Raw genomic sequence first — 26,883 nt, forward strand, 5'->3', positions numbered from 1 at the left:
GTTTTTATTATTGCATAAATATTTATAAATTTTAAAGAGGGGTAATAGAAAATTAATGGATTAAAAAGATAATATAATGTATAGTAAATGTAAAGATGAAAAAATCCATAGGGAGGAAATAAGTACCTATGTCAAATTCAATAATAACAAAAAAAGCATTAGCTAAATCTTTGAAGGAATTAATGAATTCTATACCGTTAAATAAGATATCTGTTAAAGAGATAGTTAATAACTGTGGATTAAATAGACAAACATTTTACTATCATTTTCAAGATATATACAATCTACTGGAATGGATTTATGAAACAGAAGCTGTAGAAAGCATATCACAATACAGAAGTTATAACACCTGGACTGACGGATTTCAAAAGATTTTCAACTATATAGAAAGCAATAGAAGATTTTGCATGAATACTTTAAATTCTTTAGGAAAGAATCACCTAGATTCATATCTTTACACAGTTACTTATGATTTAATTATTGGAGTAGTTAATGAAGTTTCTCAGAATATGAGAGCTACAGAAGACAATAAAAAGTTTATTGCAAATTTTTATACTTTAGCATTTACAGGTTTGGTAATTCAGTGGATGAATGGTGGAATGAAGGAAGATTCTCATAAGATTATTGAAAAGTTAAGTGAATTAGTAGAGGGTAACTTTATGAGAGCTTTAGAGAGATATGAAAAGGATGCATAATAAATATATCCATCATGCATCCTTTAAAACTTATATATTCTTTAAAGTATTAGTGTAATTATAAAATATTTCATATAACTATGATTTAAAAGTTACTTTAGTTTATTACCATCTTCATCAATGTAAAACCACTGATTATCTAATTTTACAGATATGGGGGCTATATCCCTGAAGGAAGGAGTGATTTCATCATATATGATATCTGTAAACTTATTAGAGGATTTATTATAAAGCCCCCATTTATTATCTTTACTTACTAAAAAGATATTTTCAGTGTAGGGGTCAATAATATTATATTCGCATTTTAAAATTTCTTTTTGGGTTTTATCTATAAGCCCCCATTTACCATTTAGGCATACTTGAAATATATTTCTAGATGAATCAATATTATAAACCTCATCATAAATAGGAGGAACTACCTCAATTCCATTAGAAGCTAAGATACCACATTTGCTTGACTTATAAATGGTAGCAAAGCCATCATAGAATGGATAAATTTCAGTATAGTCTGTGTTAAGTATAATTTCACCTTGTTTATTTATAAATACATTCTTACGGTTACCATCTTCATCTACATAGCTAGCAGCAAACATATTATCTCCTGAACCTAATTCTATGTATTCAAACTTAGGTTCAAAGAGCAATTCTCCTTTAGTATTCATAAGAGCAACCTTGTTATCTAAGGAAGCTACCAAAATATCACTTTCCCAAAAGGAGTTTATATAATCATATTTAAATGGAATTACAACATCACCATTCTTGTCTATACATCCAGTCTTACCATCAAGATATACTGTAGCTAGTCCATTAATAAATGAATCAGCCCCATCGTAAATAGGTTTAATTATCATTTTATCTTTAGTATTTATATAACCAAACTTTCCATCTATATCTACAGGAGCTAAATCATCATTGAAGCTTAAGTAATAAGAATATTTAGGTTCTACTATAGTTTTACTTTCTAGATTTACAAAACCAAATTTTCCGTTACTTTCAAGATGAACTATAGAATTGTTAGGCATTATGGCAGTATACTTGGGCTCTACCTTTAAATTAGTATTTAAAACTATAAAGCCTTGGTAATTGTTTTCTGTTATAATGGCTATATTTTCCTCTCCACAATTATATATTGAAATTGGGGTTTCAGATACGAAATCAACTACTATATTGTTTTTAAAGTCTATACAACCATACTTACTGTTCTTTTTAACAGAAATGAGAGTATCAGATACAATAGTAGCTTCTTCATAATCAAAAGGAATTATCACATTATTTTTTTTATCAATAGCACCCCAAAATCCATCTTTTTTTACAGGGGCTATATTGTTATAAAATGAATGTGTTTCGTCATAGGTTGGAGTTATAACTAGATTTTCTTCTGTATCAATAAATCCCCAAAGACCTCTAAGTTTAACTGCTGCTAGGCCATCAGTGAAAGAGGAGGCTTCTTCATATTTATTATTGTTATTACAACCACTTAGAACAACACAGAAAATTAATAATACTATTAATAGAATTTTGTTTAAAATCTTCATATGTCCTCCTTTTAAAATATTATTTACTATATTTTAACATTATATTTTCTATAGATATACAAGATTTGGCAAAAAAATAAAAAATGCAGTATTATGTAAAATACCGCATTTTGGCTATATATTAGATGTAAATCTATTTTCTTTTATTAGATATTTCAATGTTTACTTTTCTTTTACCAAACATTTTTCCTTTAGAATTCTCTAATATTATATTTACAAGATTGCTAGGTACATCAACAAAGGAGAACTTATCAAGGATATCAATTCTTCCAATTTCTTTACCTTTAACACCGGCAGTGTTATCTAAAAATTCAATAACATCTTTAGCTCTGGCCTTGTCGAGCTTACCTATAGATAAGAATAATCTTGTTGTATCATCTACATCTACAGACTCTTCAGCATAGTTACAATTTAATTCTTTATCAAACATTAGTTTTAGTAAAGAAGCAGTAACATCTTCAGCACCATACTCATTTATTAGCTCTTTAGCCATAGGTAAGAATGTATTGTATGAGTCTTCTTGTAATACATTCCCAATGTTTTCTATTAAACTTCCAGATTTAGCAGAGAATATATCAGCTAAAGTAGGAATGTCTTTTTTTACTATTTTACTTTTAGTATGATTTTCTATTTGTCTTATAAAAGAAACTTCTTTTCTTGAAGCAAAGCTATAAGCAATACCTTCTTTATTAGCTCTTCCAGTTCTTCCTATTCTATGCACATAAGATTCTATATCTTGTGGCAAGTCATAGTTAATAACATGAGTAACATCTTCAACATCAATTCCACGAGCTGCAACATCAGTAGCTACAAGAAAATGTAGTTGTCCGCTCTTGAATTTAGCTAATGTGTTCATTCTTTGGCTTTGTTTCATATCTCCGTGCATACCTTCAACACTATAGCCTTTACCATGTAAAGCATCAACTAATTCATCTACACCTTTTTTAGTTTTACAGAACATTATTGTTGTAGTTGGATTATCTACGTCTAAAATTCTACAAAGTGAATCAAATTTATTAGATGAGTTAACTAAAAAGTATGATTGTTGTATTTTGGATACAGTCATGGATTTTTTAGCTATTACAATATGTTGAGCATCAGGTTTCATGTAATTTTTAGATAGGTTTTTTATTGGTCTTGGCATTGTAGCAGAGAATAAAAGCGTTTGTCTTTCCTCATTTAAGTTAGATAGGATACTTTCAATATCCTCAATAAATCCCATGTTTAACATTTCGTCAGCTTCGTCTAAAACTAAGAATTTAACATTTTGAAGTTTTAATGTTCTTCTATTAATGTGATCTAATATTCTTCCAGGAGTTCCAACTACAATATCTACTCCTCTTTTTAGAGCAGCAAGTTGTCTGTCAAAGGATTGACCACCATAGATTGGTAGGATTTTATACTTTTCATACTTACACAATTTCAAAAGTTCTTCGCTAACCTGAATAGCTAATTCTCTTGTTGGAGCTAATATTAAGGTTTGGATAGCTCCACCCTTAGGACCCATGTTGCTAAGAATAGGTGCTCCGAAGGCAAGGGTTTTACCAGTTCCTGTTTGCGCTTGACCTATTATATCGTAACCTTGTAAACTTACAGGAATGCTTTTCTCTTGTATATCACTAGGATTTTCAAAGTTTAAGTCATTTATAGACTTTAATATGGAATCCTTAAGTCCAAGTTCTTCAAATTTAGTTTTTATCATTCATATTCCTCTTCTCTTTTTTCTTTAAATACATCTAATAGTAACACAGTAAATCTATAATAGCAATTGTAAACTGAAATTTTATCTCTAAGTATTTATCCCTAAGTATAATGAAATAAATAAAAATTATGCAGGTGGAAATATAAAACTCTATTACATTTATAGAAAATCATATATTATATTATGTGTAGATATAATTAGAATTATAGGTATAATTATATATAGATATTTTAAATTAAGGAGAATATATGAAAAAATTTTTATTTGATACAATGGAAACATATTTGGAAAATGGACTTAGGTTAATAACTATAAAAAAAGAAACCCAAATAGCTTCTTTAAATATCGGAGTTATGGTTGGAGCTGTTTGTGAAGAAAATCAAGAACGTGGTATATCTCATTTTATAGAGCATATGCTTTTTAAGGGAACTGTAAATAGAGATAATGAAAAATTAAATAGTGATTTAGAAAATTTAGGTGGAGAGTATAATGCTTATACAGATTATATGTCCACTGTTTTTAATACTACTACTTTAAACGAAGAATTAGATGTAAGTTTAGAATTGATTAGTGACTTACTTCAACATCCTACTTTTTTAGAGGAACACATTGAGAAGGAAAGAGGAGTAATATTAGCAGAATTAAGAAGTGGTAAGGATGATGTAGAAGATTTATCTTTTCAAAAAATAAATGATATGGCATTTACTCATAGTCCATTAAAAGTTGATGTAATAGGAAAAGAAGAGATTGTAAAGTCAATTAGTAGAGAAGATTTGATAAGATATTATAATAATCACTATGTTTCTAATAATACAGTGATAACAGTGGTATCATCTTATGAACATGAATATGTAATAGAGTTAGTTAAAAAATATTTTAGTCAGTGGAAAAGAAAAAAAGTAAGTAAGCCTATTTTATATTTTGAAAAAAATAAAGACAAAATTAAGATTACGCATAGAGATAATATGGAGCAGAGTACAATAATATATTTATATACATTTAATGATCTAACTAAGAAGGAAGAGTTAGCTTTAAGAATATTAAATCACAAGTTTGGAGAGAGTTCTAATTCTATATTATTTAGAGAACTTAGAGAAGATAGGGGACTTGCTTATGATATTTATACAAGTCTTGACTTAACAAACAACTTGAAAACTTTATATATCTATGCAGCAGTAGCACCAGAGGATGTTGATGCAACTATAGAAACCATAAATAATTGTATAGAAAAAATTAAAGAGGAAATAATTGTATTTGATGGTAATACTATAAATTTAATGAAAAAGGTGTTTAAGACTGCTATAGCTTCTACTTTAGAGGATTCAACAGATTTAGGAAATTATGTAGTACATCAGGCTATGGAAGAGGATAATTTATATCAATTTAATGAAGATATGGAGAATTTGAATTATATAGTAGCTCAAGATTTATATGAAGTAGCTAAGAAGGTACTAAATAAGCCTACAATTCATGTGCTTCTATGTGATAGGGAGTAAGGTATAAAATTTCTATAGATGATGGGAAGGAAGAACAGTGAGTAAAATAATTACTAAGATTGAAGCCCAAAAGAAAAAGGATAACAGAGTAAATATATTTATAAATGGTGAATTTGCCTTTGGATGTAGCAGTGAGTTAGTATATTATCATAATTTATCTAAGGGAAAAGAAATTAATATTGAAGACCTAAAGAAAGTTATAGTTGAAGATAATTTTCTTACAGCAAAGACAAAGGCTTTAAAGTATATTGAGAGAGCTCTAAAGAGTGAGTTTCAAGTGAGAGAATTTCTACAAAGGAAAGAATATGAAGATAGTGTCATAGACAGAGTTTTAGAATTTCTAAAGGCATATAAATTTATTGATGACGAATATTATGCAAAAGCTTATGTAACACAAAATATTAGAATAGAAGGCAAAGGAAACATTAGATATAAACTTATAAAAAAGGGTATATCTGAGGAAATGATAAATAACATACTAAATGAAATTTCTTCTAAGGATGAAGAAACAGTGGCTTTAAAGCTAGCAGAAAAAAAACTTAAAGTGCTATGTAAAAATGAAGGCAATATAGTAAAAATAAAAAGTAAACTTAATACTTTTTTAATATCTAAGGGATATAATTTTGATACTATTAAATCAGTAGTAAATAAATTAGAAATCAAGGAAAAAGAAAATATAGAGGTCTTTAGGTCAGATGGTTATAATCAGGTTAAGGAAAATCAATGGGATGAACTTCTCAGTATTGCAGAGAAAAGATATGAACGCCTTAGCAAGTCAGAAGAGGATGCAATTAAAATAAAGAAAAAATTACAGGATTTCCTTTTAAGAAAGGGTTATAATTACAGAGATATCAAAACTGTATTAAACAAGATTATTAAAGGTGAAGATCCCTATTATTAAATCTAGAAGAAAATCTAACAGGAGAGAAAAGGAGGGATAGAATGGAATTTTTAGAGGAGTATAATATAAATATTGTTTCATTAGTATTGGTTATAGCATTTGTATATCCTGTAATAATGGGCATTGTATTTAAATTGAAAAGTAAAAGCATGGTGGTTACAATTAAGGGTGTATTAACTTCTATGGCAATGGTTTGTTCAATAATACTAACTACTGTGGTGGTAAAAAATGTGTTTGCATTAGATAAGTATGGATTAGTTGAATATATATCCTCAAAGATTTCTCCATCCTTTGCTTATCTTATTACTAAATCTAAGCTATTTAATGGGATTATACTATTGTTTACATTCTTAATTATTTATCAGATATTTAAAGCCCTTATAGAATTTATTAGCAGGACTACTTTATATCCAGCTTCAGATGCCATTGATACCAGTATTAGAAATACAGGCAGAGGTACTAGAGCTTTATTAGGAGGAATGTTTCAAATTCCTAAGGCTATATGTTATATGATAATATTATCAGCACTACTTAGCTATGCATCAATTTTTTTAAATAATCCAAAGCTAGATAATAAATTAAATTCATCTACCATATATAGTTATATTAATAAAAAGATTATAGAGCCTGTTACGGATTCTAAGATAGCTAAAAGTTTCCCCAATATATTAGAGAATTCATTTAAAGTAGTAGATGAGAAAAATAATATAGTAGATGATGTAAATGGATATCTTCAAGGGGTAGTTTTTTATAATGGAGTAACATTAGATGAGGGAATAAGATCTAATGAGATCATAGATAATACTGCGTTAAGTATAACTAGTAAGTATGATAACGATTATGATAAAGCAAGATCTTTATATGAATGGATAGGGAATGCTATAATTTATGATGATGATAAGGCTACAGAAGTTATGAATAATCCCATACCTACAGAGATTAATTCTGGAGCCATAAATACTTTTAATACAGGAAAAGGTGTTTGCTTTGACTATGCATGTTTATATGTTGCAATGTGTAAAGCAAATGATATACCAGTAAGACTAATTGTAGGAGAAGGTTATAATGGAATGTCTTGGGTTAGTCACTCATGGAATGAAGTGTATATAAAGGAAATGGATAAATGGGTAAATGTGGATTCAACTTTTTATAATGCAGGGAATTATTTTGATAATGATACCTTTAATTCAGAGCATAGAAATAGAAAAATCGCAGGAGAATGGAAGTAAAAATTTAATTAAAACTTAAGTTTTAATTAGTCTTTTATATTAGATTTATATAACTTTTATATTATAAAGTTTGTATTATGAAATTAAAATAATAGTTAAATATAAAAAAACAAGCTTATATGCTTGTTTTTTTATATTTAGAAAGTATGAAACTTATGGCCTTTTCACATTCAGTATCCGTATTATCTATGGACCATGCAGTATTAAAATAATTTAGGGCCTTTTTATTTTCATCCATCATTACATGACAATAAGCAAGGTTGAAATAATATTTACTTTCTTTTCGTAGATTCAAAGCTCTATGAATAAGAGGTATTGCAGCCTTATAGTTTTTTAGTTTAATAAAACATACAGCAGAATTATAAAATGAAGGTGCTTCATATTCCTTTAACTCTGCAGATTTTTTATACATATCAATAGCATTTTTATAGTCCTTAAGTTTATATAAATCATTACCTTGTGCAAAATAATTCAAGGAAAAGACCTCCTAATTAGTACTTTATCTTAATATTTTCCATTTTGTTCTAAAATATACTATAACATTTATAAATTTATGTAAATTATATTTTGAAATTTGTATTGACAAAAGAGTTGTATTGTATATAATATTATAAAAGAGAAATATATATAATACATAATAAATTGACTGTGATGAAGAGGAGTAAGAATATGAAATATTAAGAGAGGAAAATCCATGGGCTGAAAGGTTTTCTATAGGAAGTATTTTGAAGGTAGCTTCGGAGTTGCTTTAGCGAAATTAAGTAGCTAGAGACGGTGGTTCCTCATCGTTAAAATTAAGAGAGTCTTAAAAGTAATTTTGAGAAATAAAGGTGGTAACGCGCGCTGTCGTCCTTTGGGGTGATAGCGCTTTTTTTTATTAATTTTATACTAATCTATTAAATTACCCTAGTATTAAGTATATTAATAAATGTAATGCTAATTTCTGTGTAATAGTTTAGTTAAGGTTTTGTACATTATAGCTACTAAGAACTGTAATTGTTAGAACAAGTAATCAAAAGTAAAAAATAAAAACATATAGAAGGGCAGGTAATAACAATGGATGAAAATAACAATATAGCAAAGAATTATGATCCTAAAGAGTTTGAAGAAAGACTATATAAGTGGTGGGAAGAAAGTGGATTTTTTACTCCACAAGTAGATAAAAATAAAAAGCCATATACAGTAATAATGCCACCACCGAATATCACAGGACAACTGCACCTTGGTCATGCTTTAGATAACACTCTTCAAGATATACTTATAAGAACTAAGAGAATGCAAGGGTATAGCACATTATGGCTTCCGGGAGAAGACCATGCAAGTATAGCTACTGAAGTAAGAGTTGAAAAAGCTTTACTTGCAAAAGGAATTAAAAAGAAGGAAATTGGTAGAGAGGCATTTTTAGAAAAGGTTTGGGAATGGACAGAGGAATATAGAGATAGAATTAAAACTCAACTTAAAAAAATGGGTTGTTCTGCTGATTTTACAAGAGAAGCTTTTACTATGGATGAAAATTTAAGTAAGGCTGTTAGAGAAGTTTTTGTTAAATTATACAAAGATGGTCTTATATATCAAGGAAATAGAATTACAAACTGGTGTCCTAAATGTATGACTGCTATCTCAGATGCGGAGATTGAATATGAAGAGCAAGGAGGACATTTCTGGCACATAAATTACCCTGTAATAGGTATTGATGAAGTAGTTGAAATTGCTACAACAAGGCCAGAAACTTTACTTGGAGATACTGCAGTAGCAGTTAATCCTAAGGATGAAAGATATGCTCACCTAGTTGGTAAGAAACTTAGGTTACCATTAGTGAATAGAGAAATTCAAGTTGTTGCCGATGACTATGTAGATATGGAATTTGGAACAGGTTGTGTTAAGATAACTCCAGCTCATGACCCTAATGATTATCAAGTAGGTAAGAGGCATAACTTAGATGAAGTTGTAGTTTTGGAGGAAAATGGAACTATATCTGAAGGTTATGGAAAGTATTCAGGACTTGAGAGATATGAAGCTCGAAAGCTTATTATAAAAGATTTGGAAGAACACGGATATTTAGTTAAGATTAAAGAGCATAGTCACAATGTAGGAACTCATGATAGATGTGGATGTACTATTGAGCCAATGCTTTCTAAGCAATGGTATGTAAAAATGGATACTCTTGCAGCACCAGCAATTAAGGCCGTAAAAGAAAAAGATATAAAATTCATTCCAGAAAGATTTGAAAAAATCTACTATAACTGGATGGAAAATATTCAAGATTGGTGTATTTCAAGACAATTATGGTGGGGACATAGAATTCCAGTTTGGTACTGTAAAGATTGTGGAGAGATAATAGTTGATACAGAAACTCCAACTCATTGCAGTAAGTGTAGATCTACAGATCTAGAGCAAGATAAAGACGTTTTAGATACTTGGTTTAGTTCAGCCCTATGGCCATTCTCAACATTAGGTTGGCCTGGTGATACAGAGGATTTAAAATATTTTTATCCAACAAGTACATTGGTTACTGGTGGAGATATTATATTCTTCTGGGTTGCAAGAATGATATTCTCAGGTTTGTACAACATGGATGAAGTACCATTTAAAACAGTATTTTTCCATGGTATGGTTAGAGATGATCAAGGCAGAAAGATGTCTAAGTCTTTAGATAACGGTGTTGATCCACTAGAAGTTATAGAAAATTATGGAGCAGATGCTCTAAGATTTTCCCTTGTTACTGGTAATGCTCCAGGAAGTGATATAAGATTCTATGAATCAAGAGTTGAGGCAGCAAGAAACTTTGCTAATAAGATTTGGAATGCATCAAGATTTGTTATGATGTACAATGATGAAGTTCTTATAGAGAAATATAAAGATTGTAAAAACTATTCTGTAGCCGACAGATGGATATTATCAAGACTTAACAATATAGTTAAAGAAGTTACAGAGAATATAGAAAAATATGAAATCGGTATTGCACTTCAGAAGGTTCATGACTTTATGTGGACTGAATTCTGTGATTGGTATATAGAAATTGCTAAACCATCTTTATATAGTGATAATGAAGAAGTTAAAGGAATAGCTTTAAATGTTCTTAATAAAGTTTTAGTTTCAGGATTAAAATTACTTCATCCAGTAATGCCATATATCACAGAAGAGATTTATACTCACTTAACTAAAGAAAGTGAATCTATTACAATTGCTAAATGGCCAGAGTTTGAAGCTGATTTAGAAGATTTCAAAGCAGAAGAATATATGAATTATATTATAGATGCCATAAGAAATACAAGAAATGCAAGAACAGAAATGAATGTACCACCTTCAAGAAAGGCTAAAACATATATATATGCAACTGAAGCAGCAGAAGCTTTTAAAGAAGGAAAAGTTTACTTTGAAAAATTAGCATCTGCTAGTGAAGTTATAATCTTAAACGCTAAAGAAGAAGCACCAGAAAATATAGTATCTGTAGTTTCAAAGGGCGCAGAGATTTACATGCCACTTTTAGAGTTAGTAGATGTGGAGAAAGAACTTGAAAGATTAAACAAAGAAAAAGCTAAATTACAAGGAGAAATTGAAAGAGTAGAGAAAAAACTTGCTAATGAAAGATTTGTTTCTAAAGCTCCAGCTGAGGTTGTTGAAGAGGAAAAAACTAAGGGTGAAAAGTACAGAGAAATGTATAATTCCGTATTAGAGAGTATAGAAAAGTTACAATAAAAAACATTTAAGAATGTTTATATAAAAATAAATTTTAATATTAATAAATAGAAGGATATCTAAAAGTGTATAGACTATATATTTTATTTATAGTCTTATACTTTTCAGATATCCTTTTTAATATTGATAATTACTAGTGTGATATAGTTGAGTATGGATATGTAATGAGGTAAAATAGGTTATGAAATTAGAATTCAGGAGGGGTATTATGAATTATACTGAAGCTATTAACTATATAAAGGATACTGCTAAGTTTGGAAGTAAACTAGGCTTGGAAAGAACAGAAAAGATACTAGAACTCCTTGGAGATCCACATAAGAAGATTAAAGCTATTCATGTGGCAGGAACTAATGGTAAAGGTTCAACCACAGCTATGATTACAAAGATATTAATACATAGTGGGTACAAAGTAGGATGCTATATATCTCCTTATATTGAAGAGTTTGAAGAGCGTATTCAGATAAATAATAAGAATATTCCCAAGGAAGATTTAGCTAGGATAGTTACAGAAGTTTCAATGGCCGTTAAAGAAGTAACTACTTTAGGTTATGGTAACCCTACTGAGTTTGAGATAATAACTTGTGCAGGATTTTTATATTTTCATAAAATGAAGGCTGATTTTGTTGTTGTAGAGGTAGGACTTGGAGGAAGACTAGACTCTACTAATGTTATAGAACCAATTTTATCTATAGTTGGATCTGTAAGCTATGATCATATGAATATTTTAGGAAATACCTTAGAGGAAATTGCTTATGAAAAGGGTGGAATTATTAAAAATAATACTCCAGTAGTTTTATATCCACAGGAAGATAAAGTCACTAAAGTCATAGAGAACATTTGTAAAGAAAAAAATTCACCACTTATAAAAGTGAAAAGAGAAAATGCATCTTTAGTTAAAGTAGGAGAGTATAAGGGAAATACAGTGGTTCAAAATTTAAACATTATAACAGAAAGAGACAGTTATAATGTTAAATTATCTCTTTTAGGAACTTATCAGGTTCAAAATTGTAATGTTGTTATAAATGTTTGTGAAGCTTTAATAGATCTTGGAGTTAATATTACAAAGGAAAGTATAACAAATGGTTTATCTCAAGTTAAATGGCCAGGTAGATTAGAAATTATGAGAATAAATCCTTTAGTGGTAATTGATGGTGCTCATAATATTGATGGTATAAGGAAGTTAACTGAAAGTATAGATATTTATTTTAAGTATAGAAAACTAGTGTTAATAATAGGAATTTTAGCAGATAAGCAAGTAGATGAAATGATAAGTATAATATGTCCTAAAGCAGAAAAAATTATAGCTGTAACTCCTCATAGTGAGAGAGCTGAGCTATGTGAAGATTTAAAGGAGAAGATTAATATTTGCAATAAAGAGTGTGAAGCTATTATGGATTATGAAGAAGCATACGTTAAAGCACTTTCCTATTGTGATGAGGATACTTTACTAGTCATATCTGGTTCTCTTTATATGGTGGGAGATATGAGGAAGATAATAAGAAATCATAATTAATTTTAAATATAATATATTTATGGTGTAACAAATTTTTCGTAGCATAATGGAAGGTTCCTTCATAGTATAATGTGAGGAGGGATTCCAATGAGGTACTTATATATTTGTAATACAACTCAAGATAGCATTAACAAAATTGGTATAGAGAAGTTTGCATTAGAAGATGTTATAAAGTTAGAAGGAGTTAATGAAAATAAAGTAGGTCCTCATGGATTATGTATACAAGGGGATCAATTATTCACTTCAAATTGTTACGATGGTTCAGTGTCTATAGTTAATTTGAAGGATTTAAAATCCTATAGCTATTATTTAGGAAGAAACTGTAGAGATATTTGTGCCTTGGGAAATCATTTATATATTATTTGCGGAGACTCAAATAATGTTGTAACTTTTGATTTGAATAAAAAAGAAATAATAGAGATTATTCCTTGTGGAGACTCTCCACATAGTATTGACTGTTGTAATCACAGCAATGAAATAGTTGTAGCCAATAATGGTGACGATACAATTACAGTATTTGATTCGTTATATGGTAGTGACATTAAAAACATAAAGGTAGGGCAAGCACCAACAAAAGCGTTATTTACTTTAAATGGGGATTATATTCTTGTTTGTGAAAGTAGTGCAGGTAGTTTGGATAAGGGGTGTGTAAGTGTTATATCAAGCAGAAATCATAAAGTAATACATAGATTATCAGTGGGAAATTGTCCTTTTGATATGTATTGCGATGAAAAGTATTGCTATGTATCTAACTATGGTGATGGAACTATATCCATTATTGATATTGTAAATTTTATAAATGTAAAGAGTATAAGAATTGGTGGTATGCCTAGAGGAATAATTTGCGATGAAAGGTATATTTACGTAGGAGATAGCTACAATGATTTGATAATGAGGATTAATAAAAATGATAATCATGAAAAATTAATCATCCCATTAAAGGGCCAGCCTACAGGGATGATTATAGATTAAAATATTTATGAAAATACTAAGGGTAGATTTATAATGAGCTTAATAAAAATTACTCAGTTAAAACTTTAATAATCTTAGTGTATAAGTCAGAGGGGTTAGCTTTCCATTTGGAACATAACTCTCTGGCTTGTTTATTTGATGCCACTGTTACCTTAATTTCCATGAGAGGGATATTATTTTCAGAAGCACCTAGGCTAACTACATAACTATTGGAATTTTCAATGGTGTAATCAGCTGAAATTGTAGCCTCTTTTTTTATTAGATTCATTTTCCCATCTATATAAGAATTTAATTTACTTAAACTATCCTTAGATAATCTATTTTTAAATAAAGATAGGACTTCTTTACCTTTACTTGATATTACTAATCTATCTTTATCTTTATAATTAATTTTATTTATTAGTTGAGACGAGATTAAATCATCTATATATTCTTGCAGTGTAAAATAATTTATAAAATTATTTTCAAGGACAATTTCTGTAAGTTGTATGTTTGATATAGGTAAATCAACTTTATCTATTATATGCAACAGTAGAAGCTTGTTTTCTGCTAAGTTCAAAGAATTATCAAACATAAAGTAACCTCCTTTAAACCATGTACTTTTATACATATTTATTATATTAAATTATAACACATATTTATTAAATATGAATTAAGTTTACATGATATAGTATAGCATATAATAACTGATTATGAATATAATTTTATAGAAAGTATGTTTATAAGTAAAGGAGGAATATGGATAGATCTAATAGAATTAAGATAAAAATAACAACTTATTTAGCATTGTTAATATTAATAGTGTGTATAAGTATTATGGGACGTGTATTTTATAAGGAGACCTTTATTCCAACAGATAGAAAGGTACCTATTTATTCAGTAGACACAAAAGAAAAGAAAATGGCTATAACCTTTGATGTTAATTGGGGTGATGATAAAACTAATGAAATTCTAGATGTTCTCGATAAATATAATGTAAAGGCCACATTTTATATTATCGGATTATGGTGTGATGATTATCCAGACAAAGTAATAGAAATTTCAAAGAGAGGACATGAAATAGGAAATCATTCTAATAAACATCCTGATTATACCAATCTGACAAAGGAGAGTATAATTAAGGATTTAGAAATAGCTAATGCTAAAATATTAAATTTGACTGGAGAAATGCCTAAAACGTTTAGATTTCCATCAGGCTCATATAATGATGATTCAGTAGAAGCTATACAAAGTACAGGGTTAAAGGCAATACAGTGGGATGTTGATAGTGTTGACTGGAAGGCTAATGGAGCAGATATAGAATATGAAAGAATAGTATCAAAGGCAAGGGAAGGCTCTATACTACTATTTCATAATGATGGAAAGTACACCACAGAAAATTTGCCGAAAATAATTGAAAAATACCAAGCTATGGGTTATGAATTTATTACAGTGTCTAACTTAATATATAGTGATAATTATTATCTAGATCATTCAGGGAAACAAATACTAAATGAAAACTGACAAAATTATTGCATATTTTAATTATAAGACTAAAAAATGTGAATTTTTGAAAATTAAATGTTGTAAAATTTAGACAATTATTCTATAATTAATTCACGGGGGTAATGTAAATAGAACTATAAGAAAAATATTTGATTTTTACTATAAATAGTTATATTTTTATTTTTTATGAATATAAATTATAGTAAATTTTACTAAAAAACCAAGGGAAAGAGGGGTTACCATGGATAATAATATTTTTAATAACAAAATTTACTTAGAGGGAAAAGTTATCTCAGATTTAGAGTTTAGCCACGAAATGTATGGAGAGGGATTTTACAATTTTGAATTTGAGGTTTCAAGACTTAGTGATACTTCTGACATATTAGTAATTACAGTATCAGAAAGATTAATTGCAGGAATTGATGTAAGTATTGGAAGTGAGCTTGTAATAGATGGACAGCTTAGATCCTATAACAAGTTTGTAGATGGTGCCAATAGACTTATATTAACTGTATTTGCAAGAGATATTCGCCAACTTGAGGAAAGAGGAAAAAATCCAAATCAAATTTTCTTAGATGGATATATTTGCAAGGCACCCGTTTACAGAACAACACCATTTGGCAGAGAAATAGCAGATATGTTATTAGCTGTTAATAGATTGTACAATAAATCAGATTACATTCCTACTATCGCTTGGGGAAGGAACTCTAGATTTTGTAAGAGTTTAGAAGTAGGGGATAACATTAGAATTTGGGGAAGATTACAAAGTAGGGAATATCAAAAGAAAGTTTCAGATACAGAAGTAGTTAAAAAAATTGCCTATGAAGTTTCAATCTCTAAAATGGAAAGAGTTACTGACGAAAATAGAGATAATGTAACTATTATAGGAAAAGTGGACAATGATCCATCTACAGATGAGAGTAACAATATACAAGAAACAAATTTAAATGATAATGAAGAGAAAGAAGTTATTTAATGAGATAAATCAACCCAAAAGCTATCATGAAGAAGTCCTTCATGATAGCTTTTGGGTTGTTATTTTATAATTTATTATTTTCTTAAATCAGCTAAGATTTCAGTTTTACTCTTAGTTTTATCATCTACATGTTTAATTATTTTAGCTGGAGAGCCAGCTACAACTACATTTTCAGGTACATCTGTTGTAACGATAGCACCAGCAGCTACTACTGAATGATTTCCTATTTTTACACCTTCTAAGATTACTGCATTAGCTCCTATAAGTACATGGTCACCAATTTCACATGGAGACTTGCTAGGTGGTTCTAAAACTCCAGCAACTACTGCTCCAGCTCCAAGGTGGACCCCTTTACCAAGCTTTCCTCTAGCACCTACAACAGCATTCATATCTACCATGGTTTCATCACCGATTTCAGCACCTATGTTGATAACAGCACCCATCATAATAACAGCATTATTTCCAATAGAAACTCTATCACGGATTATTGCACCTGGCTCAATTCTAGCATTTATACTTCTTGTATCAAGCATAGGTATAGCTGAGTTTCTTCTATCAGATTCAAGCCTGTAGTTATGTATTTTTTCTTTATTTGCATCTAAAAAATTATTTATATCAGCGCTATCGCCAAATAAAACATAAAAGCTGCCTTCGCCAAAACAGTCTACATTTTCAAAGTTACAATCCTTTAGATCACCTTTAACATAAGCTTTCACAGGGGTTGATTTCTTTGACTCCTTTATAAATCTAGCAATTTCATATGGATCAGTAAAGTTATATTCCATACCTCTAACTCCTTTCGACAAGTAATATATATTCATTTATATATTATCCTAAAAACTCAACAATAATTATAAATAAATAAGATATTTTTGAATATAATACTTAGTATATTTAATTTATCAATATAGTATATCTATAGTTATATCATAAAAATCATATATAATGGAATATTTTATTTGTAAATGATATAATAAAATTAAAAAAGTAGACCTAGGAGGTAAATATATGGGAAACTTAAACAAAGGATATATTCAAATATATACTGGAAACGGAAAAGGAAAAACTACAGCAGCGGTGGGGCTTGCAACTAGAGCTGCTGGAAATAAATATAGAGTATGTATGGTTCAGTTTTTAAAAAGTGATGCAACAGGAGAATTAGAGTCAGCTAAACTTATGGCTCCATATTTTACTATTCATAGATTTGAAAGACCTAGAGGATTTTTTTGGACATTAAATGATCAAGAAAAGTTAGAGCTAAAAGAGGATATTCAAGAAGCGTATAAGTTTTGTATAAAACAGTTGGAAGAAGGAAATTGTGATATATTGATAATGGATGAAATAATGGGAACTTTATCTAATGGGTTAATTACAGAAGAACAATTAATAGAATTGATAGATAAAAAACCAGATGATGTAGAACTTATAATGACAGGTAGAAATGTGCCAGAATCAATAATGCAAAGAGCTAATTTAGTTACTGAAATGAAAGATCTTAAACACTACTTTAATGAAGGGGTTCCAGCAAGAAGAGGAATAGAATTCTAAGGAGTATAAGGTATAAATTATGAGGTTGTCAAGTAATATAGACAATATAGAAATATCAGGAATAAGGAAATTTTATAATAAGGTCGCTAAGATAGAAGGTGCTATATCACTAACTCTAGGTGAGCCAGATTTTAAAATACCTGGGGAAATAAAAGAGGCTATGAAAAAGTCCCTTGATGAAGATAGGACTACTTATACACCTAATGCTGGGATAGAAGAGTTAAGAGAAGAAATTTCTAAGTATCTAAATTCTTTAAATATAAGTTTCTCCAGTAAAGAAATATGTGTAACTGTAGGAGGAAGTGAAGGATTATTATCTACTTTTACTGGAATATTAAATCCAGGAGATAAAGTTCTAATACCTTCCATTGCATATCCTGCCTATGAAAATTGTGTTAAGATTCTTGGTGGAGAGGTAATAAATTATAATATTAAGGAAGATTTATCTTTAGATATGGAGCAATTGGAGAGAGTTATAGAGAAAGAGTGTCCTAAGGTGATGGTAGTATCTTATCCATCAAATCCTACAGGACAACTTTTGACCAAGGATCAATGTGATAGATTATTTAATATATTAAAAGATAAAGATATATTAATTGTAAGTGATGAAATTTATAGCTCTATTGTATTTGGAGAATTTAACTCTATATCACAGTATGGAAAGTTAAAAGATAAACTTATACTTATAGGTGGATTTTCAAAAATGTTTTCCATGACAGGAATTAGAATAGGATATGTATGTGCAGCGGAATGGATATTAAATAGCATAATAAAGGTTCATCAATACAATGTGTCATGTGCACCGTCTATTGGTCAATATGGAGCTTTAGAAGGACTTAAGAAGTCTATGTACCATATGGAACATATAAAATCAGAATTAAAGATAAGAAGGGATTATGTCTATGATAGACTAGTTTCTATGGGGCTTGAAGTTATAAGACCACAGGGAGCATTTTATATATTTCCGTGTATAAAATCCTTTGGATTTAGTAGTGAAGATTTTTGTGATAAGCTACTTGAGGATACTAAGGTAGCCGTAGTACCAGGAACTGCATTTGGAAAAGGTGGAGAAGGGTATGTTAGAATTTCTTATTGCTACAGCATGGAAAATTTAAAATTATCTTTAGATTTAATGGAACAGTGGTTAAATCAGATAAAGCTTAACTAAGGGTTAAATATAAAAGATAAGTAAATATTAAATAAAAGTGTTATGAAAATATAGATTTCATAACACTTTTTATTTGAACTAAATTTGATTTACTATTTAACTACATCGTCCATAGAATATATGCCTTTTGGTTTGTTATGAACATACTCACAAGCCTTTAAAGCGCCTACAGCGAATACTTCTCTTGAAATAGCAGAGTGTTTAATTTCAATTACTTCACCCATACCAGCAAATATAACTTCATGGTCACCTATAATATTTCCACCACGGATTGCATGAATTCCTATTTCCTTGTGTTCTCTTTTAGAGATTCCTTCTCTACCATAGTTGAAGGTTGTTTCTTCTTCTATAGAGTCCTTTATAGTATTTGCAAGAAGTAGTGCAGTACCACTTGGAGCATCTACCTTTTGATTGTGATGTTTTTCTATTATCTCAATATCAAAATCTGTATATAGTTTATTGCTAATAGATTTTAATAAATTATTTATTATATTAATTCCTATAGACATATTAGCGGAATAGAACACAGGAATTGAATTTTGTAGATTTTTAATATGAACTATTTGTTCTTCCGTATAGCCAGTAGTGCAAAATACTACTGGTAATGAGTGAGCTAAAGCATATTTTGATATAGAGTCTAAACTTGAAGGTCTTGAGAAGTCCAGAATTACATCTACTTCTTCTGTTACTTTATCTATGGAATCATAAATAGAGTAATTAAAATTAGATTCTGTATTCATATCTACTCCAGCTTGAATATTTAGTGTTTCAGAAGTAGAAGCTACCTTTGAAATCATATGACCCATTTTTCCGTTACATCCAACTAATAAAATCTTTACCATGTATAGTCTCCTTTATAATAAGTAGTAGTTTTTTAGAGCTTCTTTCAAAGTCTCTAAATTATTATCATCCATATCAACTAATGGAAGTCTTAAGTTTCCAACACTTCTACCCATAAGATTTAAGGCAGTTTTTATAGGAATAGGGTTTGTTTCACAGAAACATGCATTAGTTAAAGGGATTGTTTTTAAAAATAACTCTTGAGCTGCTTTTATTTCTCCATTAAAGAATAATTCACATATATTATGAACATCTTTAGGTACAATATTTGCAATAACTGATATTATACCAAGTCCGCCTATAGCAAGAGTTGGTATAATTTCATTATCATTCCCAGAATATATATCTAATTTATCTCCACAGAGATATTTTATTTCTGCAATTTGGCTTATATTTCCACTAGCTTCCTTTACAGCAACAATATTATCTAGCTGACAAAGTTCATGGAGAGCCTTTGGTGAAATATTCATGCCAGTTCTAGATGGTACATTATATACTACTATAGGAGTATTAACAGCTTCAGCAATAGTTTTAAAATGAGCAATTAAGCCTTTTACTGAAGTCTTATTGTAGTAAGGGTTAATTACTAAAAGTCCATCTACACCAACAGACTCAGCGTAGATGCTCATTTTAACAGAAGCCATGGTGTTATTACTACCAGTACCAGCTATAACAGGGATTCTCTTATTAACTGTATCTACAGTGAATTTTATAGTTTCTTTTCTCTCAGCCTCTGTCATAGTAGATGCTTCTCCAGTTGTACCACATACTATGATAGCGTCAGTTCCATTTTCAATATGCCATTCTAATAATTCTTTTAATTTAGGAAAGTCTACACCGTCTTTGCTAAATGGAGTTACAATTGCAACACCAGAACCTTTAAAAATACTCATATATACACCTCTTAAATCATTATATTTATTTTATTAAATTTTCTTTTATAAAAACTTCTGCAATTTGTACTGCATTAAGGGCAGCACCTTTTCTAATATTATCAGCAACAACCCATAGGTTAACACCATTATCAACACTAAAATCACGTCTGATTCTTCCAATATAAACGTCATCCTGACCTTCTATATCTACAGGCATAGGATAAATATTATTTTTTATATCATCCATTACAGTAATTCCAGGTAAAGTTTTAAATAAGTCGAAAATATCATCCAATTCAAAAGTATTTTCAAATTCTACGTTAATACTTTCGCTATGACCATGGAATACAGGTACCCTTACTGTGGTAGCAGTAACTTTAATTTGATCATTATGAAGAATTTTATGGGTTTCATTTATCATCTTCATTTCTTCCTTTGTATAACCATTATCTAAGAATACATCAATTTGAGGTATTACATTATAGGCTATAGGATATTGAAATTTCTTAGGAGGAACATTAGATACTCCATCCTTTAGATCATTAAACCCTTGAACTCCAGCACCGGATACAGCTTGATAAGTTGAGTATACAACTCTTTTTATTCCATATTTAATATCAAGAGGTTTAAGAGCAACCATTGCTTGAATAGTAGAACAGTTAGGATTAGCAATAATACCATTATGCCATTTAATATCTTCACCATTAACCTCAGGAACTACCAGAGGAACTCTAGGATCCATTCTCCATGCACTACTATTATCTATAACCACGGTATTGTGTTCTGCGAATATAGGAGCAAATTCTAAGCTGACATCTCCACCAGCTGAAAAAAGAGCTAAATCAATTTTTTTGTTAATTATATTTTCTTTCTTAAGTTCTTCTACCAATATATCTTTTCCATTAAAGTGTATAGTAGTTCCAGCAGACCTGGCAGATGAAAAAAGATATAAATCCTCTATGGGAAAATTTCTTTCAGCTAAAATATTTATGAATTGTCTTCCCACCATTCCAGTAGCCCCGACTATAGCAACATTGTATTTCAAAAATACCACCTCACTTAACTTATATTTATAATACATTATATAACTTAAGTAGATAAAGTTATATAACTTTATTAAATTTATATATAAAATTTTTATTATAGCAGAGATATATACCAAAGATGTCAACGGAAGTAAAAGCATAATACAATGTATGTAGATATTATTAAGCCCAGATTGTTAAGGGGAAGATGAAAGTAAGGAAGTGTTAGGTCAATTTAAAGAGTAGATAATAAGATTTTAGATATAAATGAATCATATTAAAAATCCGCAAGATAATATTTTAAATAAAAAGATGCATTTGTTTAAATATGTAAAAATATGAAGGCGTATAGAAGATTTAATAATATGAATTTAAAATATTATCTAATATTTTGTTGCAATTTGTAATCTTAAGAACAAATTATGTATTAAAATAGTTTGACAACTTACAGAACCCTGTGTTAATATTATAAAAAATGAATTTATTATTATTTTTATTTTCATACTTTTAACAATTATAACTACTAAAATACATAACCACATATTAACTATGAAATATGTATGAATGATTAAAATACTGAGAGTTAATTTCTTAGTGTTGCTTTTGAAAAGTAAGTGGCTTTGATATTGTGGCAATTGTCAAAATATTTGAAAGGAACTAACTATTTAAATAAATCATTTTTGCTAATTTCACAATAGCATCTTAAGTGTGTTTTAGTAATGTTAAAGGAATGAAGCCTTACTAGATTTTATTATTAGTGTGGGAGGTGTTAGTAAGGGGAAATAATGCATTACATTTTAAAAGTTGATATGAGGCAAAAAAAGAATAAAAAAGTGCTAAAGTTTTATAATATCATAATACATAATGTTGCAAATTATAAAACAACGACTTTGTATACGATATCATTAATAAGCTTAGCGGTGTCTTAAATATTTACATTTCATTTATAGGAGTCTATAGGAGAGATGTAATTTCTAATAATGTCTCATTGTGCTTAAGGTAGAAAAAGGTTAATGTTGGGGGAAATGCAGTAGATGGGGATTTTATTGCATATTTTTACTTAAAAATGGAGGGATGACGATGTTTAAATTTACTCTAAAAAGATTTGGATATATGTTATTGACATTATTCATTGCATCATCAATAACATTTATGCTTATCCATGCTATGCCTGGAGATCCACTTGCGGTTGCAGCAAGAAAGCTTCCAGAGCAAATAAAAGCTAACTACTATGCTAAATATGGATTAAATAAGCCACTTTTAACTCAATATGGATTATTCGTTAAGAATGCTGTCAAAGGAGATTTAGGACAATCTCTAGCATCTCCGGGAAGAGATATTACAGAGACTATTATGAAACATGCACCTATTTCAGCACGAATTGGAGGACAAGGTCTTATACTGGGAGTTACAATAGGTATCTTATTAGGTATTGTAGCTGCATTTAAAAGAGGAAAATGGCCAGATTATTTAGTAATGTTCATAGCCATAGTTGGTATATCTGTACCAAGTTTTGTTGTAGCATCACTACTACAATTCTTCTTCACAGTTAAATTAACATGGTTGCCAACAACAGGGTGGGGCGAGTTTAAGCATACTATATTACCTACCATAGCATTAAGTTTAGCTCCTATAGCTACATATGCAAGATATATGAGAGCTAACTGTTTGGATGTTATTGGACAAGATTATATAATAACAGCTAAGGCTAAAGGGGTTTCTAATGTTAGTTTAGTATTTAAACATGTTATAAGGAATGCTATTTTACCAGCTATTACCCTTCTAGGACCACAAGTTGCTGGTATATTTACAGGTTCCTTCGTAGTTGAAAGTATATTTTCAATACCGGGACTTGGACAATATTTCGTATCAGCAATTACTGATAGAGATTATACTATGATAATGGGACAATCAATATTTGTATCAGCATTATTTATAGTTGCATTATTCTTAGTTGATATAATCTATGGATTAGTTGACCCAAGAATAAGAGTATCAAGCGGAAAGCGTTAGGAGGGATAAGTATGGCAGAATTTTCAAAAGAAAAATTTCAAATTATAGGTTGTGATAACCTAGATTCAGAGGGAATACTTAGACCTAGTATGACCTACTGGCAAGATGCATGGAGAAGACTTAAAAAGAATAAAGTTGCGATGCTTTCGTTGGTGTTATTAGGAATAATTACATTGATGACAATAATAGGACCTATGATAAGTAATTTTGAATATCAAGCTACAAATAATGATATGTTAAACTTAAAACCAAACGCAACATATTGGTTTGGAACAGATAGTTTAGGTAGAGATTTGTTTACAAGAGTTTGGATAGGTGGTAGAATATCTATCGCTATAGGGTTAATTGGAGCTGTTATCGACACTGTTGTAGGAACAATTTACGGTGGTATAGCTGGATATCTTGGTGGAATTGCTGATGATATCATGATGAGAATACTAGAAATTTTAGTAAGTATTCCATACCTAGTTTTAGTTATACTTATCAGGGTTATTATGGATGGTGGTAGTATGATACCACTTATTATAGCTATGACCATTACAGGATGGTGTTATATGGCTAGACTTGTAAGGGGACAACTTTTACAAATTAAAGAACAAGAATACGTACTTGCTGCAAAAGCACTGGGAGCAAATGCTTCAAGAGTAATAGCAAAACACTTAGTACCAAATACTTTAGGTGTTATGATTGTTGCTATAACATTCGATATACCATCATTTATATTTGCAGAAGCTTTCTTAAGTTTCTTAGGAATAGGTGTTCAATCACCAATGACAAGTTGGGGAGCTCTTGCAGCAGCAGGACAACAGACTATAATGTTCTACGCTTATCAATTAATTTTCCCTGCCTTAGCGATTTCGTTAACAATGTTATCTTTTAATTTATTAGGTGATGGTTTAAGAGACGCACTAGATCCTAAATTACGTCAATAAGGGGGGAATGGCAAATGGAAAGAATTTTAGATATAGAAAATTTACAAGTTTCATTTCATACCTATGCGGGTGAAGTAAAAGCAGTAAGAGGTGTAGATTTCCATCTTGATAAGGGTGAAACTTTAGCTATAGTTGGAGAATCAGGTTGTGGAAAAACAGTTACATCAAAGGCTATAATGAGGCTGTTACCAGAACCAATGCCAGCAGAAATTAAAAAAGATTCTAAAATCATTTTTGAGGGTAAAAATATTTTAGATATGAACGAGAAGGAATTAAGAAAATTAAGGGGATCAGATATATCTATGATATTCCAAGATCCTATGACTTCATTAAATCCTACAATGACAGTTGGTAAGCAAATTGCTGAGAGTTTAATAATTCATAGAGGTATGAATAAAGCTGAAGCTATGAAAGAAGCAATAAAAATGCTTGATCTTGTTAATATACCAAATGCTGATAAGAGAGCTCATCAATATCCGCATGAATTCTCAGGTGGTATGAGACAAAGAGCTATGATAGCTATAGCTCTTGCATGTAATCCTAAGATACTTATTGCGGACGAGCCAACTACTGCTCTAGATGTTACAATACAAGCTCAAATAATGGATCTTATAGGAGATCTTCAAAAGAAACTAGGAACTGCAGTTATACTTATTACTCACGATCTTGGAGTAGTAGCGGATACTGCGGATAGAATTCAAGTAATGTATGCGGGACAAGTTATCGAAAGAGGTACTGTAGAAGAAATATTTGCAAATCCTCAACACCCTTATACATGGGCATTGCTTCAATCAGTTCCAAGACTTGAGACAAAAAATAAGGATACGCTTTACGCTTTAAACGGTACTCCGCCAGACTTAGTTAAACCACCAGTTGGATGTCCTTTTGCTGCAAGATGTGAATATTGTATGCAAATATGTTTAGAGGAAATGCCAGAAGTAACTAATGTAGAGAACGATCACCAAGTGTTGTGTTGGTTAAAACACCCAATGGCACCTAAGGTTGAAGTTCCAGAAGCGTTAAGAAGAGGTGAATAAGATGGCTGAATCAAATAAAAAAGAAGTTTTAATTGAAGTAAAGAATCTTAAGAAATATTTCGAGGTTGGTAGGAATGCTACACTTAAGGCGGTAGACGATGTTAGTTTTAATATATTTAAAGGTGAAACATTAGGTCTTGTTGGAGAATCAGGTTGTGGAAAAACAACGTGTGGAAGAACTGTAATGGGACTTTATGGAGCGACTGGTGGTGAAATATTATTTGATGGAGACGATATTAGTAAATATGATAAAAAACAGAAAAAAGAGTTTACTAGAAGAGCTCAAATAATATTCCAAGACCCTTATGCATCGCTAAATCCAAGAATGACTGTTGGAGATATTATTGGGGAAGGAATAGATATTCATAACCTTCACAAAGGTAATGAAAGACAGGCTAGAATTTATGAATTACTACAATTAGTAGGACTAAATAAAGAGCACGCATCTAGATTCCCTCATGAGTTTTCGGGTGGACAAAGACAGAGAATAGGGATAGCAAGAGCTCTTGCTATAGAACCAGACTTCATAGTTTGTGATGAGCCTATATCTGCTCTAGATGTATCTATTCAAGCGCAAGTTGTTAACTTGCTGATAAAATTGCAAAATGAATTAGGATTAACATATTTATTCATAGCCCATGACCTATCAATGGTTAAACACATATCTGATAGAGTTGGAGTTATGTATTTAGGAACTATGGTAGAACTTGCTAGTAGTAAAGATTTATATGATAAGCCTTTACATCCATATACTCAAGCGTTATTATCAGCGATTCCAATTCCTGATCCTGATGCAACTAAGAAAAAAGCAAGAATACCTTTAGAAGGAGAAGTGCCAAGTCCAATAAATCCTAAACCAGGTTGTAGATTTGCACCTAGATGTAGATATGCAAAGCCTATATGTAGTGAAAAAACTCCTGAGTTTAGAGAAATTGAGCCAAATCACTTTGCTGCATGTCATATACTATAATTTAAATAAAAAAATAAGAGTGCTTAAGCACTCTTATTTTTTTTATTTAAAAGCTTAGTCAAATTTTGTTTTTAATCATTGTAATTTCAAACAAAGACTTTATCCAATGACTATCAATTTTATTCATTTATTGAGTTTTATTACCAGGTATATAAATTCGTATATCTTTTAATAATATTATAAAAGGAGGTCATATATGGGTGTTTAGTAGTAAATATCATATTGAATTTAATTGAGTTTTATTTAAAGAAAATACAGAAAAAAGAATTTTA

At 29.9% G+C, this 26,883-nt stretch carries 23 protein-coding genes and 1 other annotated feature; of the genes, 15 read left to right on the forward strand and 8 right to left on the reverse strand.

The genetic code is table 11. The features are described 5' to 3' along the window. Positions 1 to 128 precede the first annotated feature (128 nt). Positions 129 to 695: a dihydroxyacetone kinase transcriptional activator DhaS gene (dhaS, locus tag B3Z56_RS07565; RefSeq protein ID WP_035133092.1), complete on the forward strand. Its 567-nt coding sequence runs from the start codon at positions 129 to 131 to the stop codon at positions 693 to 695. A gap of 92 nt (positions 696 to 787) precedes the next feature. Here the strand turns inward: dhaS and B3Z56_RS07570 are convergent, their stop codons facing one another. Continuing rightward, positions 788 to 2,230 (reverse strand): WG repeat-containing protein, encoded by a 1,443-nt coding sequence (locus B3Z56_RS07570; RefSeq protein ID WP_346878545.1) that lies wholly within the window; start codon positions 2,228 to 2,230, stop codon positions 788 to 790. Positions 2,231 to 2,363: 133 nt separating this feature from the next. Beyond that, complete coding sequence (locus B3Z56_RS07575) at positions 2,364 to 3,932, reverse strand: DEAD/DEAH box helicase (protein WP_035133090.1); 1,569 nt, start codon at positions 3,930 to 3,932, stop codon at positions 2,364 to 2,366. A gap of 248 nt (positions 3,933 to 4,180) precedes the next feature. On the opposite strand from B3Z56_RS07575, the gene B3Z56_RS07580 reads away from it, so the two are divergent. From B3Z56_RS07580 to B3Z56_RS07590, 3 genes are read left to right on the forward strand one after another with little or no spacing between them, the layout of a single operon-like run. Then, entirely contained in the window at positions 4,181 to 5,428 is a 1,248-nt protein-coding gene (locus tag B3Z56_RS07580) for a pitrilysin family protein (protein ID WP_346878546.1), read from the forward strand. 37 nt (positions 5,429 to 5,465) lie between these two features. Then, entirely contained in the window at positions 5,466 to 6,329 is an 864-nt protein-coding gene (gene recX / locus B3Z56_RS07585; protein WP_346878547.1) for a recombination regulator RecX, read from the forward strand. A gap of 41 nt (positions 6,330 to 6,370) precedes the next feature. Continuing rightward, positions 6,371 to 7,558, forward strand: coding sequence for a transglutaminase-like domain-containing protein (locus B3Z56_RS07590; RefSeq protein WP_346878548.1), 1,188 nt, complete (start codon positions 6,371 to 6,373; stop codon positions 7,556 to 7,558). A 115-nt stretch (positions 7,559 to 7,673) separates the two neighbouring features. Here B3Z56_RS07590 and B3Z56_RS07595 read toward each other — a convergent pair whose 3' ends face one another. Then, complete coding sequence (locus B3Z56_RS07595; protein WP_035133086.1) at positions 7,674 to 8,033, reverse strand: tetratricopeptide repeat protein; 360 nt, start codon at positions 8,031 to 8,033, stop codon at positions 7,674 to 7,676. A 164-nt stretch (positions 8,034 to 8,197) separates the two neighbouring features. Further along, positions 8,198 to 8,415 (forward strand) — a binding site (T-box leader). 199 nt (positions 8,416 to 8,614) lie between these two features. On the opposite strand from B3Z56_RS07595, the gene B3Z56_RS07600 reads away from it, so the two are divergent. The 3 genes from B3Z56_RS07600 to B3Z56_RS07610 all read left to right on the forward strand — a co-directional run bounded on the left by B3Z56_RS07600 (position 8,615) and on the right by B3Z56_RS07610 (position 13,742). Further along, entirely contained in the window at positions 8,615 to 11,257 is a 2,643-nt protein-coding gene (locus B3Z56_RS07600) for a valine--tRNA ligase (RefSeq protein ID WP_346878549.1), read from the forward strand. Positions 11,258 to 11,465: 208 nt separating this feature from the next. Continuing rightward, positions 11,466 to 12,770, forward strand: a complete 1,305-nt coding sequence (locus tag B3Z56_RS07605) for a folylpolyglutamate synthase/dihydrofolate synthase family protein (RefSeq protein WP_346848574.1) — start codon at positions 11,466 to 11,468, stop codon at positions 12,768 to 12,770. A gap of 87 nt (positions 12,771 to 12,857) precedes the next feature. Beyond that, entirely contained in the window at positions 12,858 to 13,742 is an 885-nt protein-coding gene (locus tag B3Z56_RS07610; RefSeq protein ID WP_346848575.1) for a YncE family protein, read from the forward strand. Positions 13,743 to 13,791: 49 nt separating this feature from the next. Here B3Z56_RS07610 and B3Z56_RS07615 read toward each other — a convergent pair whose 3' ends face one another. Further along, positions 13,792 to 14,316, reverse strand: coding sequence for a DUF4364 family protein (locus B3Z56_RS07615; protein ID WP_035133078.1), 525 nt, complete (start codon positions 14,314 to 14,316; stop codon positions 13,792 to 13,794). A gap of 164 nt (positions 14,317 to 14,480) precedes the next feature. Between B3Z56_RS07615 and pdaB the strand changes: the two genes are divergently transcribed. After that, positions 14,481 to 15,245, forward strand: a complete 765-nt coding sequence (gene pdaB / locus B3Z56_RS07620; protein WP_346848576.1) for a polysaccharide deacetylase family sporulation protein PdaB — start codon at positions 14,481 to 14,483, stop codon at positions 15,243 to 15,245. Between the two features lie 223 nt (positions 15,246 to 15,468). Continuing rightward, positions 15,469 to 16,203, forward strand: a complete 735-nt coding sequence (locus B3Z56_RS07625; RefSeq protein ID WP_150846033.1) for a single-stranded DNA-binding protein — start codon at positions 15,469 to 15,471, stop codon at positions 16,201 to 16,203. Positions 16,204 to 16,277: 74 nt separating this feature from the next. On the opposite strand, the gene dapD is transcribed toward B3Z56_RS07625, so the two are convergent. Beyond that, positions 16,278 to 16,988, reverse strand: coding sequence for a 2,3,4,5-tetrahydropyridine-2,6-dicarboxylate N-acetyltransferase (dapD, locus tag B3Z56_RS07630; RefSeq protein WP_150846032.1), 711 nt, complete (start codon positions 16,986 to 16,988; stop codon positions 16,278 to 16,280). Between the two features lie 223 nt (positions 16,989 to 17,211). Here dapD and B3Z56_RS07635 point away from each other — a divergent pair, with 223 nt between their 5' ends. Together B3Z56_RS07635 and B3Z56_RS07640 are read left to right on the forward strand one after the other, a co-directional pair. Continuing rightward, positions 17,212 to 17,751, forward strand: coding sequence for a cob(I)yrinic acid a,c-diamide adenosyltransferase (locus B3Z56_RS07635; protein WP_035133066.1), 540 nt, complete (start codon positions 17,212 to 17,214; stop codon positions 17,749 to 17,751). A 19-nt stretch (positions 17,752 to 17,770) separates the two neighbouring features. Then, the gene (locus B3Z56_RS07640) at positions 17,771 to 18,919 is read left to right on the forward strand and encodes a pyridoxal phosphate-dependent aminotransferase (RefSeq protein WP_346848577.1); all 1,149 of its coding nucleotides are present in this window, start codon (positions 17,771 to 17,773) and stop codon (positions 18,917 to 18,919) included. A gap of 92 nt (positions 18,920 to 19,011) precedes the next feature. Here B3Z56_RS07640 and dapB read toward each other — a convergent pair whose 3' ends face one another. From dapB to B3Z56_RS07655, 3 genes are read right to left on the reverse strand one after another with little or no spacing between them, the layout of a single operon-like run. Beyond that, the gene (gene dapB, locus B3Z56_RS07645; protein WP_346848578.1) at positions 19,012 to 19,761 is read right to left on the reverse strand and encodes a 4-hydroxy-tetrahydrodipicolinate reductase; all 750 of its coding nucleotides are present in this window, start codon (positions 19,759 to 19,761) and stop codon (positions 19,012 to 19,014) included. A 12-nt stretch (positions 19,762 to 19,773) separates the two neighbouring features. After that, on the reverse strand, positions 19,774 to 20,652 hold the full coding sequence (dapA, locus tag B3Z56_RS07650) for a 4-hydroxy-tetrahydrodipicolinate synthase (protein WP_346848579.1): 879 nt from the start codon (positions 20,650 to 20,652) through the stop codon (positions 19,774 to 19,776). A gap of 25 nt (positions 20,653 to 20,677) precedes the next feature. Next, positions 20,678 to 21,679 (reverse strand): aspartate-semialdehyde dehydrogenase, encoded by a 1,002-nt coding sequence (locus tag B3Z56_RS07655; protein ID WP_346848580.1) that lies wholly within the window; start codon positions 21,677 to 21,679, stop codon positions 20,678 to 20,680. Positions 21,680 to 22,739: 1,060 nt separating this feature from the next. Between B3Z56_RS07655 and B3Z56_RS07660 the strand changes: the two genes are divergently transcribed. The 4 genes from B3Z56_RS07660 to B3Z56_RS07675 are packed head-to-tail and all read left to right on the forward strand — an operon-like array spanning position 22,740 to position 26,611. After that, positions 22,740 to 23,672 carry an ABC transporter permease gene (locus B3Z56_RS07660; protein ID WP_346848581.1) on the forward strand — a complete coding sequence of 311 codons (933 nt, stop codon included), beginning with the start codon at positions 22,740 to 22,742 and terminating at the stop codon, positions 23,670 to 23,672. Positions 23,673 to 23,683: 11 nt separating this feature from the next. Next, positions 23,684 to 24,604 (forward strand): ABC transporter permease, encoded by a 921-nt coding sequence (locus tag B3Z56_RS07665; RefSeq protein WP_346848582.1) that lies wholly within the window; start codon positions 23,684 to 23,686, stop codon positions 24,602 to 24,604. Between the two features lie 14 nt (positions 24,605 to 24,618). Then, the gene (locus B3Z56_RS07670) at positions 24,619 to 25,641 is read left to right on the forward strand and encodes an ABC transporter ATP-binding protein (RefSeq protein WP_346848583.1); all 1,023 of its coding nucleotides are present in this window, start codon (positions 24,619 to 24,621) and stop codon (positions 25,639 to 25,641) included. A gap of 1 nt (position 25,642) precedes the next feature. Continuing rightward, entirely contained in the window at positions 25,643 to 26,611 is a 969-nt protein-coding gene (locus B3Z56_RS07675; RefSeq protein ID WP_150846023.1) for an oligopeptide/dipeptide ABC transporter ATP-binding protein, read from the forward strand. The last annotated feature ends 272 nt before the right edge of the window (positions 26,612 to 26,883 follow it).

The sequence above is a fragment of the Clostridium sp. UBA7791 genome, from assembly GCF_002480755.1.
GTDB classification, from domain to species: Bacteria; Bacillota; Clostridia; order Clostridiales; family Clostridiaceae; genus Clostridium_J; species Clostridium_J sulfidigenes.

Excerpts from the sequence above, each read along its gene's own strand:
- dhaS (WP_035133092.1), top strand. The coding sequence starts at position 129 with ATGTCAAATTCAATAATAACAAAAAAAGCATTAGCTAAATCTTTGAAG.
- B3Z56_RS07570 (WP_346878545.1), bottom strand. The coding sequence starts at position 2,230 with ATGAAGATTTTAAACAAAATTCTATTAATAGTATTATTAATTTTCTGT.
- B3Z56_RS07575 (WP_035133090.1), bottom strand. The coding sequence starts at position 3,932 with ATGATAAAAACTAAATTTGAAGAACTTGGACTTAAGGATTCCATATTA.
- B3Z56_RS07580 (WP_346878546.1), top strand. The coding sequence starts at position 4,181 with ATGAAAAAATTTTTATTTGATACAATGGAAACATATTTGGAAAATGGA.
- B3Z56_RS07590 (WP_346878548.1), top strand. The coding sequence starts at position 6,371 with ATGGAATTTTTAGAGGAGTATAATATAAATATTGTTTCATTAGTATTG.
- B3Z56_RS07600 (WP_346878549.1), top strand. The coding sequence starts at position 8,615 with ATGGATGAAAATAACAATATAGCAAAGAATTATGATCCTAAAGAGTTT.
- B3Z56_RS07605 (WP_346848574.1), top strand. The coding sequence starts at position 11,466 with ATGAATTATACTGAAGCTATTAACTATATAAAGGATACTGCTAAGTTT.
- B3Z56_RS07610 (WP_346848575.1), top strand. The coding sequence starts at position 12,858 with ATGAGGTACTTATATATTTGTAATACAACTCAAGATAGCATTAACAAA.
- B3Z56_RS07615 (WP_035133078.1), bottom strand. The coding sequence starts at position 14,316 with ATGTTTGATAATTCTTTGAACTTAGCAGAAAACAAGCTTCTACTGTTG.
- pdaB (WP_346848576.1), top strand. The coding sequence starts at position 14,481 with ATGGATAGATCTAATAGAATTAAGATAAAAATAACAACTTATTTAGCA.
- B3Z56_RS07625 (WP_150846033.1), top strand. The coding sequence starts at position 15,469 with ATGGATAATAATATTTTTAATAACAAAATTTACTTAGAGGGAAAAGTT.
- dapD (WP_150846032.1), bottom strand. The coding sequence starts at position 16,988 with ATGGAATATAACTTTACTGATCCATATGAAATTGCTAGATTTATAAAG.
- B3Z56_RS07635 (WP_035133066.1), top strand. The coding sequence starts at position 17,212 with ATGGGAAACTTAAACAAAGGATATATTCAAATATATACTGGAAACGGA.
- B3Z56_RS07640 (WP_346848577.1), top strand. The coding sequence starts at position 17,771 with ATGAGGTTGTCAAGTAATATAGACAATATAGAAATATCAGGAATAAGG.
- dapB (WP_346848578.1), bottom strand. The coding sequence starts at position 19,761 with ATGGTAAAGATTTTATTAGTTGGATGTAACGGAAAAATGGGTCATATG.
- dapA (WP_346848579.1), bottom strand. The coding sequence starts at position 20,652 with ATGAGTATTTTTAAAGGTTCTGGTGTTGCAATTGTAACTCCATTTAGC.
- B3Z56_RS07660 (WP_346848581.1), top strand. The coding sequence starts at position 22,740 with ATGTTTAAATTTACTCTAAAAAGATTTGGATATATGTTATTGACATTA.
- B3Z56_RS07665 (WP_346848582.1), top strand. The coding sequence starts at position 23,684 with ATGGCAGAATTTTCAAAAGAAAAATTTCAAATTATAGGTTGTGATAAC.
- B3Z56_RS07670 (WP_346848583.1), top strand. The coding sequence starts at position 24,619 with ATGGAAAGAATTTTAGATATAGAAAATTTACAAGTTTCATTTCATACC.
- B3Z56_RS07675 (WP_150846023.1), top strand. The coding sequence starts at position 25,643 with ATGGCTGAATCAAATAAAAAAGAAGTTTTAATTGAAGTAAAGAATCTT.